The following is a 13850-nucleotide window of genomic DNA, read 5'->3' on the forward strand; positions in this document are numbered from 1 at the left end:
CGTTGCCGCCACAGGCACTACGGCAACGCGAGCCGAATGAAACGCCTTCTTCAGTGAACCCGACGCAACGTAATGACGTGGGACATAAACGCAGCGCTCTTGCCGACCCATGGCGTCGTGACGGACGTTTCGGGCAGCACCACTACACCCCACGAGAAACATGCAGAGCAGCGCGGTCCACCCGCGTGACATGCCGCACCTCCTGTCGTTGACCGCGTCCACTCGGCGAGGGCCGCCCCCGGCCAACCAAGGAAGCGGCCAGACCCTCTCAGGTGGCCGAGACCGGAGCAGCGGAGCGCGCCCGCCGCTTGCGGAGCGCCTCGGCCACGCGGATGGCGAAGAGCAACGCCAGCACTCCGCCGTAGACGAGCGGCTCGGTGAGGTCCTTCTTCACACGCCAGACGAAGTGCACCACGCCCAGCGAGGCCGCCACGTAGGCGAGCCGGTGCAGCCGCTGCCATGCGGGAAAACCCATGCGGCGCACCATGCGATTCGTGCTGGTGACGGCCAGCGGCACCAGCAGCACCAGCGCCAGGAAGCCCACGGTGATGAAGGGCCGCTTCGCGATGTCCTCGAGGATGACGCCGAGGGCCAGCCCCTGGTCCAGCACGACGTACGTGAGGAAGTGCAGCGAGGCGTAGGTGAAGCCCAAGAGGCCCAGCAGCTTGCGCAGGCGGATGGGCCACGTCCACCCGGACACCACCTTGAGCGGCGTGCACGCGAGCGACGCCACCAGGAAGATGAGGGCGAGCAGCCCCGTCTGGTTGAGCACGCGCTCGATGGGGTTGGCGCCCAGCGCCCCCTGTGCGAACGCGAGCGCCAGATGGGCCAACGGGTAGAGGCCGCCCACGAGGACGGCCGGCTTGAGCCAGGGGTGTGGAGGGGAGGCCATGGGCGTCAGAAGTTCTTGCTCAGGTCCATGCCCTTGTAGAGGCCGGCCACCTGCTCGGCGTAGCCGTTGAAGGGCAGCGTGGGGCGGCGGCGCAGCTCTCCGATGCGGCGCTCGGAGGCCTGGCTCCAGCGCGGGTGCGCCACCTCGGGATTCACGTTGGCGAAGAAGCCGTACTCGCGGGAGTTGGCCTGGCTCCACGTGGTGGGCGGCTGCTTCTCGGTGAGCGAGATGCGGACGATGGATTTGATGCCCTTGAAGCCGTACTTCCACGGCACCACCAGCCGCAGCGGCGCGCCATTCTGGTTGGGCAGGACGCGGCCGTACATGCCCACCGCCATCATCGTGAGCGGGTGCAGGGCCTCGTCCAGACGCAGGCCCTCGACATAGGGCCAGTCGAGCACGGGATACTTCTGGCCGGGCATCTGCTCGGGGTCCTTGAGGGTGGTGAAGGCCACGTACTTCGCCTTGCTGGTGGGCTCCACGCGGCGCAGCAGGCCCGCCAGGGGGAAGCCGAGCCACGGAATCACCATGGACCAGGCCTCCACGCAGCGCATGCGGTAGACGCGCTCCTCGAGCGGGAACCAGGACTGGAGCGTGTCCAGGTCCACGCGCTGGGGCTTGTGCACCTCGCCGTCGATGACGACCGTCCAGGGCCGGGGCTTGAGGGTGTGCGCGTTCTCGGCGGGCTCGCCCTTGTCGAGGCCGAACTCGTAGAAGTTGTTGTAGGTGGTGGCGTCCTCGTAGGACGTGGCGCGCTCATCCGTGTCGTACGGGCCGCGGGGCCGCACCACCTTGGGGGCGTCGCCCGGCGTGGCGAGCAGCGAGGGACCGTCACCCCCGGTGGGCCGGTTGCTGAGGAGCTGGAGCCCCGCGCCCACGGCCGCGGCGGTACCGGTGAAGAGGGCGGCGCTCTTGATGAGCTCGCGCCGGCGCAGGTACAGCGACTCGGAGGTGATTTCGGACCCCTGGGGCTCGGGCAGCTTCAGGCGCATGGTTCCCCTCAGTACGCCCGAAGCGGAATCCGGTTACAACCGGGCCTCCTGCGCGGGGGCGGACTGGCGCGCGTCCCTCATCTTCCACAGATGCCACCAGGGGGTGGAGGGCGACTGGTGGTGCTCCCAGTGGTAGCCGAAGAAGTAGCAGGAGAGCATGGCCCACAGGTGGTTGCGCGGCAGGGAGCGGGCGTGGTGGGGCACCATGTCCGGGGTGTCCGGCCGCCGGTGGGGCAGGTAGGTGCCGAAGTAGAAGAGCTGCACCGTGCCGAGCAGGGAGGGCACCACCCAGAATGCCACAATCCGCCACTGCGCCACTCCGAGGAGCAGCAACAGGTTGAACTTGGCGGCCATGACGAGAATCTGGAGCCAGGTGGTGTAGCGCACCATGAAGGTGGCGAACCACGGCCAGAAGGACTGGGTGCGGGTGGAGAAGTCCGGGTCGTCGGGGCCGGTGGGGTCGGCGTGGTGGGCGCGGTGGTTGACCACCAGGCGCCGGTAGGAGAGCCCGGCGAAGAGGAAGCAGGCGGCCATGCCCACGGCCTGATTCACCCACCGCAAGCGGCTCACCGTACCGTGCATCGCGTCATGGCCGGTGATGAAGAGGCCGGTGCACAGGTAGGCCTGCAGGGCGATGTGCAGGGACGTGAGGGGCGAGGCGAGGGACAGATTGGCCGCGGCCAGCAGCCAGACGAGATGGCCCAGCCACGCGCCGAGCACGGTCAGCGCGATGGGCACACCCCAGGGTCCTGGAGGAACGTGGTTCCGCATCTGGCTCATGTCTGCGAACCACCCGGCCCGCCGCGCACGGGAAAACGCACGCGGCGGGCGAGCGGACGGCGGGATTACTTCCCGGCGGGGGTGGAGAAGCCACCGAGCTCGGCGGAGAGCTTCTCGGCGGTGACGTAGCGCGGCGCGATGTCCACGGGCACGTTGCTCAGCTTGTCCAGGACGCGCTTCACCTCGGGACGCACCACGCCCATCTTCTCGAGCAGCGACTCGGCGTTGGCGCGGTTGCCGCTGGCCTGCAGCTCCATGAGCTGCTTCGTCAGGGCGGTGACGGACTCCTTGATCTTCCCGGGGACCACCGCGAAGGTGCCGTCCTTGTTCACCACCACCGCGCCGGTGTCGAGGAAGTGGTTGAGCTGCAGGGCGACGCCCTTGCCGTGCGCCTCGTTGAGGCCGAAGCGGATGGAGCGGAACGAGGACGCCAGGAAGGTGGTGTACATGGTGCGCTCCAGGTCCTTGGAGAGCACGCCCTTGTCCACCAGCTGCTGCAGGGCCCACAGGCCGGAGATGTCCGCCTTGGCCTCCTCGATGGCGCTGGAGGACGCCTGGAGCGCCTGACGCACCGTGGTCTGCTTGCCCTCGACGGTGATGTTGTGGGGCCCCAGGCCGTGCATCAGCTCGTGCATGAGGATGTGGGTGAAGAAGGCATCGAAGGAGACGTCCTTGCGGTCCTTCGCCGGGAGCGACACCTGGGCGATGGGCAGCAGCACGCGCTGGAACTTGGCCTCCTGGATGTTCTTGAGCATCACGCGCTTGGTGCCCTTCTCGGCCGCCACGCGCTCGTCATTGGGCAGGTTGTAGGCCGCGGTCTGCACGCCGCGGTAGCCATCCCCGGAGGAGAAGAGGCTGTTGACCACGCGGATGGGAGCGAGCGCGCCCAGCTTCGGGTTGCGCAGCTTCGGGTCGATGGGGAGGAGGTTCTCCAGGCCCTGGAGCTCGCCGCTGAACTTCGCGAGCTTCTGCGTCTCGGCGTCATCGCGCAGGGTGATGAAGGCCTCGAAGGCGGCCTTGGAGTTGAACCACTCGTCCTCGTAGACCTCGTAGGGCCCGATGGTGGGCTCGATGCTGGCGTCGAGCTCCATCCAGGCGACCTCGCTGGGGTAGTAGTCGTTGCTGAGGAAGCCGTCGGCGCGCTTCTCGAGGAAGGCCTTGAGCGTGGGCTGGGTGGTGAGCGCGGCGGCCTCGCGCAGCAGCTGCGCGGCCTGGGCGAGCTCGCCCTGGTACTCTACGCTGTAGGGGACGGTGACGAACTTGCCGGTGGTGTCGCGGCGAATGGTGGTGAAGAAGCCGGTGGCCTCGCGCTGCTGGGCCTCGGGGAGGGACTTCACCCAGGCCTCGATGTCGGCCTTGGAGGCGCCGGCCGGGTAGAAGTTGCCCTCGGGGGGCTTGGCGGGGACACCGGAGAGGAAGGGCGCGTTGTGGTCGAGCCGGGACCAGGGGCCCTTGTTGAGGATGAAGGAGTGCAGCCGCTCGCGGCCGAGCGGGGAGGTGTCCTCGAGGAGATCGAGCAGGAGCGTCTCGTTGCCGGCCCAGACCTGACGCAGGAAGAGCGAGTCCATGAGCTTCGCGGCCTGGACGGTCCTGGCGAGGGCTCGGCGCTCGTTCTCGGGGAGCTTGGAGACATCGACCTGGATGTCGACGGGGGCGAAGCGGGACGTCATGCGCTTGAGCTCGGCGGCGTTGGGCGGACGGGCGGGCGCCTCGGCGGCGGCGGAGCCCGAGAAGAGCAGCGCGGCGGCGGCGAGGGAGAGGAGTCGTCGGGTCATGGCGGCCCTTCTAGCCGGTGGAAGACGTGTAGGACAGCGCTCACCCACTCCCTCGCCCTCCGGGGGAGGACTGGGGGGGGGGGGTATCGGACATCGGCGGCCGGGAACCTACAATCAAGGCCCCAGAGCAGACCCCATGAGGCCCCCGCGTCAATCCATCGTCATTTCATCGTCACCCGAGCGTCAGCGTAACCCAGACGTTGCAAAACACGCTGGAACGGCGTCCAGGTGACCGATAGTCTTTGTGTGTCTTTGATGAAATTCTTCAGCTCATGAACGCGCGGCAGCCGCGGGAGCGGCAATCAGGCCAGGCGATGGTGGAGACGGCGCTGACGCTGCCGCTCATGGTGTTCCTCATCCTGGGGACGCTGCAGCTCTTCCTGATGTTCCAGGGGCGGGTGCTGGCGCAGTACGCGGCCTTCCGGGCGACCCGCGCGGGCAGTGTCAACCATGGCGACTGCGAGCGCATGAAGCACGCGGCGGTGCTGGCGCTGCTGCCTTCGTTCGACTCCTTCCTCTCGCCGAGCAAGCCGGGCGGCTCGCGGGCCCAGAAGCTGGCGCTCGCCTTCGCCGCGCGCAAGGACAACAAGTTCAACCCCGCGAAGGACTCGGGCCACGACGGCCACATCGTGTGGCTGATGCGCGAGAGCCCGCGCGCCGCGGACGTGGACGGAGACCAGGACCGCTCCTTCGATCAGCCGGGCAACCTGATGCGGCTCGAGGTGCGGCTCATCTACTGGTTCCCGATGCGCGTCCCCTTCGCCAACTGGGTCATCAGCCGCATGTTCCTCGCGCACCTGGGGCTGCGCGACTATACGGCCGCCAACCCGCTCATGCCCACCGACAAGGACCGGTGGACCCGGGAGCCGGGCAGCGGAGACCTCCGGGCGGACGTGAGGTCGGAGCTGCTCTCGCGCATCGGCAAGCGGCAATACACCCTGCCCATCGAGACGTCCTTCACCATGCGGATGATGACGCCCGCCATCCGCGCCCACTTCTCCTCCCCCATGTGCCGTTGAGGTGCCGTCCGATGCGAGCGCTCCGTTTCAACCGAGGTCAGACGCTGGTGCTCTTCGCGCTCAGCCTGATGCTGCTCACCCTCATGGTGGTGCTCACGCTGTCGCTGTCCATGAAGGTGCGCGAGCGCACGGAGCTGCAGACCGTCACCGACGCCGCCGCCTACTCCAACGCGGTGGCCACCGCCCGCACCTTCAACAACATCGCGGTGCTCAACCGCGCGCAGATCGCCTTCGCCGTGTCCCAGGCCGGCGCCCAGAGCCTCATCAGCTGGAGCACCGCCTACCTGGGCTATGTGGAGGGTGGCATCGACGGCTTCAAGAAGATCCAGAAGCCCTACAAGTTCTTCAAGAGCTTCGGCTGCCCCTGCTCCCCCTTCAGCAAGTTCTGCAAGCTGGCCTGCCGGTGCGGCAAGCGGGGCGTGAGTGACACCGACCGGTTCATCAACCGGCTGAGCCAGGAGCGCAAGCGCCTGCAGCAGGTCTTCAAGACGATGGACCCGGCAGCGGCCCGCCAGGTGGCGGCCATGCAGATGTTGATGCGCCTGACCATCTACGCCGACGAGGAGGTGGCCTTCCGCGGGCTGGTGGGCAAGCTCGGAGATCAATCGCTGGCCCGGAGCGTGGTGGACCACGCCGCCGGCGGCACGCGCTGGAAGGAGCAGTGGGTGGTCCCCTCGGGCGCGGGGGACGTGTCCGAGGGCGAGGTGGCGGGCGGCCCCTTCTGTCTGACCGGACAAGGCGCCGGCTGCGACCTGCCGCTCACCGTGGCCCACTCGGTGAACGCCGCCATGGGCAGCCGCGGCTATCCCTTCGTCACCTCGCGCCAGGGCTTCGAGACCGCCTTCAACGCGCAGTTCCTCCGGCTCATCCCGCCGCCGGACATCCTCTTCGTCTTCAACCACAAGGGCAGTGGCTGGTTCACCCAGGAGCATGGCGGCTCGCTGTCCATCCTCCCCGCCTACGCCAAGACGGCGGGCGCGGACGACCACGGCAACCTCTTCGCCATGTACCTGCACATCGCCCACGGCGGCGCCCTGCCGTGTCCTCCCGTGTGGTTCGACTCGAAGGGCGAGAACAGGATGAAGGTGGAGGTGCAGGGCGGCCCGTCCCCCGTGCACAGGTGGTTCAACGGAGGGGACGCCCAGCCCCAGGTGCACCGGCTCATCCCGTGCCTGGGCGGCATCTCGAGCTGCCCGGGCGTCTGGCCCCCCTTCGTCGACTACAACATCGGACAGGTGCTCAACCAGGACAACAACTTCGGCCAGCCGAAGAACTTCGCCATGGTGCAGCGCGACCCGGGCAAGCGCGGCGTGAAGGATCCCTGGAACCTCTCCTTCCGCTTCCGCTTCGCCTCGCGCGACTCGTCCTTCAACAACCTGGATCCCGCCACGGATGTCCAGACGGCGCTCTCCACGGGCATCGCCTACTACCACCGCAGCAGGCCGCCCCTCATCGACTTCGAGCACTGGAGCGAGCCGCCCAACCTCCTCAACCCCTACTGGCGCGCCACGCTCGTCGCCCCGGATACCGACGACAAGCGGCTGGAGGATGTGCGCAAGACGCTGAAGGCGGGGGGCAATGCCGAGGGCGCCGAGGTCGTCCAGGCCCTCCAGGACCAGGGCTTCAAGGGATTCCAATGAGCACGCGACACCATTCGAGGCACATCCGCAAACACGTCCGCGGCCAGGCGGTGACGGAGCTGGCCATCGGCCTGACCGTGTTCGTCACGGTGCTCGCCTTCGGCATCTACTTCGCCGAGGTGGGCTTCCTGTCCCTCAAGGTGCAGGAGTCCGCCATCTCGGCGCTCTGGGACGGCACGGCGGGGAAGATGCACACCCTGCCCGTGAGCTTCTCGGAGGCCGGGGGCTCCATGAAGAAGGCCGCCGAGCGCGCCGAGGAGCGCTACGCGGACTTCAACGGGCTGAGCTCCGAGACGAACGCCACGATGCAGCAGGTGTTCACCCGGGGCTCGCGGCTGGACGTGAGCTGTGACGTGGGCGGTGGCCCCTCGTATGGAGGCGCCATCCTCACGCGCATCGTGTACCGGGACAACGGCGGCGCCCGCTGCGGCGCCGAGGCCTCGCTCTCCGCCTACCGCTTTCCCCGCTCCTTCCTGGACCGGGGCCCAGGCGCGCTCTTCAACGAGCGGAACATGAAGAACACGCACACCACGCTGAAGGTGTGCGGGGTGGGACGGGCCGTGGGGGGCGAGTGCAACGGCAGCTTCGGCATGCTGGTGGATGACTGGGGACTGGCCGGCACGTCGGAGAGCCTGCCCTGCAACATGATTGGCAGCGGCATGGGGGCCTGCACCAACCCGCAGTACGCCGCGACCGTGTACGGCGTGTACAAGCCCATGTCCCTCACCTTGATGATGTTCGGCGGCATCTACGGCGCCTCCAGCAAGCTGGCCCAGGCCGCCGTGGGCTACTCCCCCATCGACGAGCACGCCTTCTTCATCAGCGCCGCCAACGAGGAGACGAACTTCACGCAGCTGCCCACCCTCCCGCGCGACAGGGGCGGGACCGCGTGGGGAACCAGCCCGGGCGCCGCCGTGAGCATCCAGACGCTCCCCTACACCCTGTCCTACGTGAAGCGGTTGTCCAACGGGAACTGCTTCCTCGGCAAGAAGTGCAAGAACCCATGAACACCTTGAGGGAGAAAGCCATGACGAAGACCGCCTGGTGGAGCGCCGTGCTCCTGGGGGGGATGCTGCTGGCCCTGCCGGCGGCCGCGGACCCGGAGAAGTGCGAGACCGACTGCGCGAGCAAGAGCTCCGAGGTCATCCAGCAGTGCGTCCTCAAGTGCCCGGAGCCGAGCAACCCCGCCAATACCCGCGCGTACCAGTCGTGCGCGATGCGCTGCTCGGAGCGGCACCAGAAGGAGTTCGACGCCTGCGCGAAGTCGTGCGACGGCGGCGGCAAGAAGAAGGCAAAGCGCTAGGAGCCGTCATGCCGTCCGCCTCGTCCCTCCTCGTCCTCATGCTGTTGCTCGGAGCCCCGGCTCCCGGAGCGCCTCCCCCACCCGGGAAGGCCGCCCCGGCGCCGAAGACCGCGCAGCCCAGTCGCCCGGCGAAGGCCTCGGAGAAGAAGCCGGCGCCGCCGCCCTCCGGTGGCAGCTGCGCCGCGAGCGCGGAGGCCACGGAGCCCATGCAATGCAACACCCGCACCGTGGCGGACCTGGTGAAGTCCGTGCAGGAGGCGGAGGCGGCGGAGGAGCCCGAGGAGGAGTGGAAGCCCGCGCCGCTGCCCTTCACCTGGGACGTGCCGCGCGTGCTGGACATCATCCCCATGAGCGACGTGATGGAGGCCAACGGATTCCCCGTGAAGCTCAGCGCGGTGCTGAGCGCCGAGCGTCCCGAGGTCATCCTCCAGCACATGGTGGATCGCTTCGCGCAGGCGGGGCTCTACCTCCCGCCCGTCGAGCACCAGCCCCAACTGCTGCGCGAGCCCCAGCTCACCGCGCTCGATCCGATGGGGCTCATCTCCTACACCTTCATCCTCCAGCCCAACCCCAACAAGACGACGACCGTCATCCTCGGGGAGACAAACGTGGGAGCGCGGAGGACTCCGGACTCGGACGTGGCGCCCGTCATGCCGGGGGCCTCGGCGGTGCTGCACAGCCGCCAGGAAGCAGCCCGGACGCTCGCCTACACCGTGGGCACGCCGGAGGAAGAGGTGCGCGCCTTCTACCGCAAGCAGCTGGGTGGCTCCGGCTACCAGGAGCGGGAGCCCGGTCTCTACCGCAAGGGCACGGACGAGCTGCGGGTGTCCGTCCACTCCGGCGAGGCGGGCCAGACGGCGGTGGTCATCATCCGCCGCACCGCCACGGGCGACGAGGACACTCCGTGAGCGTCACACCGCCGGCAGCAGGATGACGATGAGCAGATCCCACAGGGAGTGACTCACCACCGAGGCCACGAGGCCGCGTCTCCACTCAGCGAGCAGCCCCCACGCGAGCGACGTGGGGAACGCCGCCAGCGCCAGCAGCGGCTCACGGAAGGCGAGCAGCACCAGGCTCGACAGCGCCGCGGCCACCAGTGCGCCACCGGCGCGCCCGAGCCTCGGCCGCAGCGCCTGTTGCACCGCGCCTCGCCAGAAGAGTTCCTCGGCCGGAGCAATCACCAGCGCCAGCGCCAACGCCGCTCCCAGTGAGCCCTGGCCGAACGTCGCGTAGATGGCCGTCAGGGGCTCGCAGAGGACATTCGTGAAGCCTCCGCACATCGCCCACAGCACCGCCCGCGACCCCACGTACAGCACTCCCGCCAGCGCCACGCCCCACCACACGTCCGCGCGATTCGGCAGCAGGAGGGCTCGGGCCTCATGGCCCAGCGCCTTCCACGAGAGCCCGTTCCACACCGCGCAGTAGAGCGCCGCCCACAGGAAGAAGCGCGGCGGGTGCACGTGCACCAGCGCGGTCCACGGAAGCACGGCCACCGCCGCGGCCAGGAACCAACCCGGGTGACGGATACCCTCACCCCGACCCTCTCCCGGAGGGCGAGGGGAGATGGGCTCAGTCGAGGCCACGGTCCCTCAGGAGGGCTTCGGCGGCCCGGCGCCCCGAGACCATGGCTCCCTCGATGGAGCCGTTCTCCCGGTAGTCCCCACAGACGTACAGCCCTGGTGACAGCCGCACCTTCCGGTGGGGCTCCTCGAAGGACTCGGGCGGCTGGGCCGGCAACGCGTTGGGAATCGCGTACGTGCGCAGGTGTCTCCACTGCGCCACCCCCGTGCCGAACCACTCCGTGAGTTGCTCGCGCACCCGCGTCTCCAGCGTCTCCGAGTCCTCCCCCGCCTCCACCACCGACACCGAGATCAGCGCCTGACCTTGCGGCGCGTACGTGGGCGCCACCTCGCTCATCACCGCGAGGTTGTTCACCGGCCCCCTCCCCTCCCCGTTCAACACCAGGTAGGGCCCTCGCACCGGCGGCTCCGGCGCCGCGAAGTACAGGCACGTCACCGCGTTCATCGCCCTCGGCGGCATGCCCGGCAACAGCTCCTCCGCCGCGGGCGCGTCCGTGGCCACCACCACCGCGTCGGCCTCCTCCCGTGCCCCCGTCGTCAACCGCACCCGGTGGCCCCACACCTCCTCCACCGGCGTGTTCAGCTGTACCACCCCGAAGGGCAGCTTCGACGCCAGCTGCTCCGGGATCGCCCCCATGCCCCTCGCCGGTACCGCCGTGGCCCCCGTGGCGAACATCCGGAAGACGAACTCCAGCACCCGGCTCGAGGTGCGCAGCTCCTTCTCCAGGAAGATGCCGCCGAAGAAGGGCCGGAAGAAGGCCTCCACCATCTCATCGGAGAAGCCCACGTCGCGCAGGTACACCCGCGACGGCCACTGCCTGCGCAGGAGCACGTCCTCCACCGAGCCCGCCAGGGCCTGCTGACGCAAGTCGAGAATGTGCAACTTGTCGGCGAACGAGCCCACCGGGTTGAAGGCGTGCGCCGCGGCCTGCAGCGGCCGGCGGAAGGGATCCGCCACCTTGTGCAGCTTCCCCGCGCGCCACACCAGGGCCCCCGGGAAGAAGCGCTGGAAGTCGAGCGCCTTGTAGTCCAGCCACCGCTGAGGCTCCGGGTAGGCGGTGAGGAACACCTGGAAGCCCCGGTCCAGCAGGAAGCCGTCCACCGCGTCCGTACGCACGCGGCCTCCCACGCCATCGCCCGCCTCGAGCACCCGCACCTTCACCTTGGCCTGGTGCAGCAGCCGGGCACACGTCAACCCCGCCAGTCCGGCCCCCACCACGATGACGCTCGGCCTCGCCAAGGCGCACCCTCCGTAAAAATGAAAATTCCCGTCCTACATTGATTCCCGCATACCGCTTGGCGAGACTCTTCGGGAATTTTGAGAAGAAGTGGACACCTTTTCTTCCTGCGAAGTCCCTCCGCTCTTCTTACGCAGTGCTTCAACCCGGCCGCCCCCCCCTTGGCGGCCCACTTCGGAGACCCGAGTAGGCACATGACGCTCAAGGAAGCGCTGGGCAGAGTGGTGGGCCGGCGCGATCTGTCGCGCGAGGAGATGGCCCGCGTCATGGGACAGATGCTCGCGGGAGAGGCAACGCCAGCCCAGGTGGGCGCCTTCGCGGTCGCGCTGCGGATGAAGGGAGAGACCGAGGACGAAATCCTCGGGGCGGCGGAGGCCATGCGCGCCTGCGCCACGCGCATCCACCCCCGGGCCGAGGTGGTGTTGGACACCTGCGGCACCGGCGGAGACGGCGCGCACACCTTCAACATCTCTACCGCCGTGGCCTTCGTGGCCGCGGGCGCGGGGGTGACGGTGGCCAAGCACGGCAACCGGGCGGTGTCCTCGCGCTGTGGCAGCTCGGACGTGCTGGCCGCGCTGGGCGTCCCCATGGACCGCTCGCACGAGCAGGTGACGCGGGACGTGGACGAGCACGGCGTGGGCTTCCTCTTCGCCCCCTCGCACCACAGCGCCCTGCGGCACGTGGCGCCCGCGCGGCGCGAAATCGGCCTGCACACCCTCTTCAACCTGCTGGGCCCCCTGACCAACCCGGCGGGCGCGCGCTACCAGTTGCTCGGCACCTTCGCGGGCGAGCGCCTGGAGCAGACGGCCCGCGTGCTCTCCAAGCTCGGCAGCAAGCGGGCGTGGGTGGTGCACGGCCGGGACGGATTGGACGAGATCTCCCCCTGCACGGTGTCCGACGTGGCCGAGCTGCGCGAGGACGGCTCGGTGCGGACCTTCTCCCTCTCCCCGGAGGACGCGGGGCTGGAGCGGGTGCCGCCCGAGGCCATCGCCGGCGGCGACGTGGAGGACAATGCCCGGCGCCTCGAGGCGCTGCTGGCCGGTGAGCGCTCCGGCGTGCGCACGGCGGTGCTGCTCAACGCCGCCGCGGCCCTGGTGGTGGTGGGCAAGGCCCAGGACCTCGAGGAAGGCGTGCTGCGCGCGGTGGAGTCCATCGACTCCGGTGCCGCGGCGGCCAAGCTGCGGGCCCTGGTGAACGGAGGCGTGGCATGAGCGCGCCCGAGACGGACAAGCTCGCCCTCATCTTCGAGCGCAAGCGCCGGGAGCTCGCCGCGCGCAAGCCGCTGGTGGCCCGCGCGCCCCGCCCGCCATCGCGGGACTTCGCCGCCGCCCTCACCCAGCACCGGGCCGGACTGCCGGTGAACGTCATCGCCGAGGTGAAGCGCCGCAGCCCCTCGGGTGGCGACTTCCCCCACCAGGACCTGGTCGCGGTGGCGCGGGCGTACGAGGCCGCCGGAGCGAGCGCGGTGAGCGTGCTCACGGACGACGTGGACTTCGGCGGCAGCCTCGAGGACCTGCTCCAGGTGCGCGCGGCCATCTCGCTGCCGGTGCTGCGCAAGGACTTCCTGGTGGCGCCACAGGAGGTGGAGGAGAGCGCGGCGCTCGGCGCGGACGCGATCCTGCTCATCGCGGATGCGCTCGAGGACGGGCCCCTCGCGGAGATGGTGGCCGCGGCGAAGGCCTGCCGGGTGGCGGCGCTCGTCGAGGCCCACACGCAGGAGCACGCCGAGCGGGCGCTGAAGGCGGGCGCGGAGCTGGTGGGCATCAACAACCGGAACCTCGCCACGCTGCGCACCGACATCAACACCGCGCTGAAGGTCATCCCCACGCTGCGCAGCCGCGCGAAGGCGCTGGTGGCGGAGAGCGGCCTCAAGACGCGCGAGGACTTCGCGGCGGCGCGGGCCTCGGGAGCCGATGCCGTGCTGGTGGGCGAGTCCCTGCTGCGCGACGCCGAGCCGGGCCGTGCGCTGGCGCGGCTGCTCGCGGGGGCACCGTGAGCACCCGGGTGAAGATCTGCGGCGTCACCCGCGTGGAGGACGCACGGATGGCCTGGGCCGCGGGCGCGGACGCGCTGGGGCTCAACTTCTACCCGCGCTCGCCCCGGTACGTGACACCGGAGGTGGCGGCGGCCCTGGCGCGCACGCGGCCGGCCCTGGGCGCGGTGGTGGGCGTCTTCGTCAATGAATCGCCGGACGTCATCCGCGCGCGGGTGCGGGACTGCGGGCTGACGTCGGTGCAGCTGCACGGCGACGAGCCGCCCGAGGCCTGCGCGGGCTACGGCGTGCCCGTCATCAAGGCCCTGCGGGTGCGCGGGCCCGAGGACGTGGAGAAGGCGCGCACCTACGTGGGCGCGGGCGACGTGGCCACGCTGCTGCTGGACGGGGCGGCGCCGGGCTACGGGGGCGGCGGCGTGGGGTTCGACTGGTCGCTGGTGGCGCGGCTCGCGGACGCGGGCGTGCCGGTGCTGGTGGCCGGGGGACTCAACCCCGAGAATGTGCGGGAAGCCGTACGGGCCACCCGGCCCTACGGAGTGGATGTGGCGAGCGGGGTGGAAGCCAGCCCCGGCGTCAAGGACGCGGACGCGGTGCGCGCCTTCGTGCGCGCCGTGAAGACCCTGACTTGGGAGTGATGG

General features: G+C 69.7%; 14 protein-coding genes. 8 read left to right on the forward strand and 6 right to left on the reverse strand.

The genetic code is table 11. From position 1 onward, the window contains the following. Positions 1-268: 268 nt before the first annotated feature. The 4 genes from VFZ09_RS08125 to VFZ09_RS08140 all read right to left on the reverse strand — a co-directional run bounded on the left by VFZ09_RS08125 (position 269) and on the right by VFZ09_RS08140 (position 4439). The gene (locus VFZ09_RS08125; RefSeq protein ID WP_329726923.1) at positions 269-892 is read right to left on the reverse strand and encodes a protein-methionine-sulfoxide reductase heme-binding subunit MsrQ; all 624 of its coding nucleotides are present in this window, start codon (positions 890-892) and stop codon (positions 269-271) included. Between the two features lie 5 nt (positions 893-897). Beyond that, positions 898-1884: a protein-methionine-sulfoxide reductase catalytic subunit MsrP gene (msrP, locus tag VFZ09_RS08130; protein WP_329726924.1), complete on the reverse strand. Its 987-nt coding sequence runs from the start codon at positions 1882-1884 to the stop codon at positions 898-900. 33 nt (positions 1885-1917) lie between these two features. Continuing rightward, a complete protein-coding gene (locus VFZ09_RS08135) occupies positions 1918-2655 on the reverse strand; it encodes a fatty acid desaturase (RefSeq protein WP_329726998.1) in 738 nt (245 codons plus the stop codon). A 74-nt stretch (positions 2656-2729) separates the two neighbouring features. Continuing rightward, positions 2730-4439, reverse strand: coding sequence for a dipeptidyl-peptidase 3 family protein (locus VFZ09_RS08140; protein ID WP_329726925.1), 1710 nt, complete (start codon positions 4437-4439; stop codon positions 2730-2732). A gap of 272 nt (positions 4440-4711) precedes the next feature. On the opposite strand from VFZ09_RS08140, the gene VFZ09_RS08145 reads away from it, so the two are divergent. Genes VFZ09_RS08145 through VFZ09_RS08165 form a run of 5 tightly spaced genes read left to right on the forward strand, consistent with a single transcriptional unit; the run spans position 4712 to position 9309 of the window. Beyond that, positions 4712-5458 (forward strand): TadE family protein, encoded by a 747-nt coding sequence (locus VFZ09_RS08145; RefSeq protein WP_329726926.1) that lies wholly within the window; start codon positions 4712-4714, stop codon positions 5456-5458. 11 nt (positions 5459-5469) lie between these two features. Next, on the forward strand, positions 5470-7098 hold the full coding sequence (locus VFZ09_RS08150; RefSeq protein ID WP_329726927.1) for a pilus assembly protein TadG-related protein: 1629 nt from the start codon (positions 5470-5472) through the stop codon (positions 7096-7098). Next, positions 7095-8105 (forward strand): pilus assembly protein, encoded by a 1011-nt coding sequence (locus tag VFZ09_RS08155; protein ID WP_329726928.1) that lies wholly within the window; start codon positions 7095-7097, stop codon positions 8103-8105. The genes VFZ09_RS08150 and VFZ09_RS08155 overlap by 4 nt, the downstream gene beginning before the upstream one ends. A gap of 20 nt (positions 8106-8125) precedes the next feature. Continuing rightward, a complete protein-coding gene (locus VFZ09_RS08160) occupies positions 8126-8401 on the forward strand; it encodes a hypothetical protein (protein ID WP_329726929.1) in 276 nt (91 codons plus the stop codon). A gap of 8 nt (positions 8402-8409) precedes the next feature. Continuing rightward, positions 8410-9309 carry a hypothetical protein gene (locus VFZ09_RS08165; protein ID WP_329726930.1) on the forward strand — a complete coding sequence of 300 codons (900 nt, stop codon included), beginning with the start codon at positions 8410-8412 and terminating at the stop codon, positions 9307-9309. A 3-nt stretch (positions 9310-9312) separates the two neighbouring features. On the opposite strand, the gene VFZ09_RS08170 is transcribed toward VFZ09_RS08165, so the two are convergent. Next, the gene (locus VFZ09_RS08170; protein WP_329726931.1) at positions 9313-9888 is read right to left on the reverse strand and encodes a CPBP family intramembrane glutamic endopeptidase; all 576 of its coding nucleotides are present in this window, start codon (positions 9886-9888) and stop codon (positions 9313-9315) included. An 82-nt stretch (positions 9889-9970) separates the two neighbouring features. Beyond that, entirely contained in the window at positions 9971-11221 is a 1251-nt protein-coding gene (locus VFZ09_RS08175; RefSeq protein WP_329726932.1) for an NAD(P)/FAD-dependent oxidoreductase, read from the reverse strand. Positions 11222-11413: 192 nt separating this feature from the next. Between VFZ09_RS08175 and trpD the strand changes: the two genes are divergently transcribed. Genes trpD through VFZ09_RS08190 form a run of 3 tightly spaced genes read left to right on the forward strand, consistent with a single transcriptional unit; the run spans position 11414 to position 13847 of the window. Beyond that, a complete protein-coding gene (gene trpD, locus VFZ09_RS08180) occupies positions 11414-12430 on the forward strand; it encodes an anthranilate phosphoribosyltransferase (RefSeq protein ID WP_329726933.1) in 1017 nt (338 codons plus the stop codon). Continuing rightward, the gene (locus VFZ09_RS08185; protein WP_329726934.1) at positions 12427-13215 is read left to right on the forward strand and encodes an indole-3-glycerol phosphate synthase TrpC; all 789 of its coding nucleotides are present in this window, start codon (positions 12427-12429) and stop codon (positions 13213-13215) included. The genes trpD and VFZ09_RS08185 overlap by 4 nt, the downstream gene beginning before the upstream one ends. Beyond that, positions 13212-13847 carry a phosphoribosylanthranilate isomerase gene (locus tag VFZ09_RS08190; RefSeq protein WP_329726935.1) on the forward strand — a complete coding sequence of 212 codons (636 nt, stop codon included), beginning with the start codon at positions 13212-13214 and terminating at the stop codon, positions 13845-13847. Before VFZ09_RS08185 ends, VFZ09_RS08190 begins: the two co-directional genes overlap by 4 nt. Positions 13848-13850: the final 3 nt, after the last annotated feature.

The sequence above is a fragment of the Archangium sp. genome (assembly GCF_036277355.1).
In the GTDB taxonomy this organism is placed as follows: Bacteria; Myxococcota; Myxococcia; order Myxococcales; family Myxococcaceae; genus Archangium.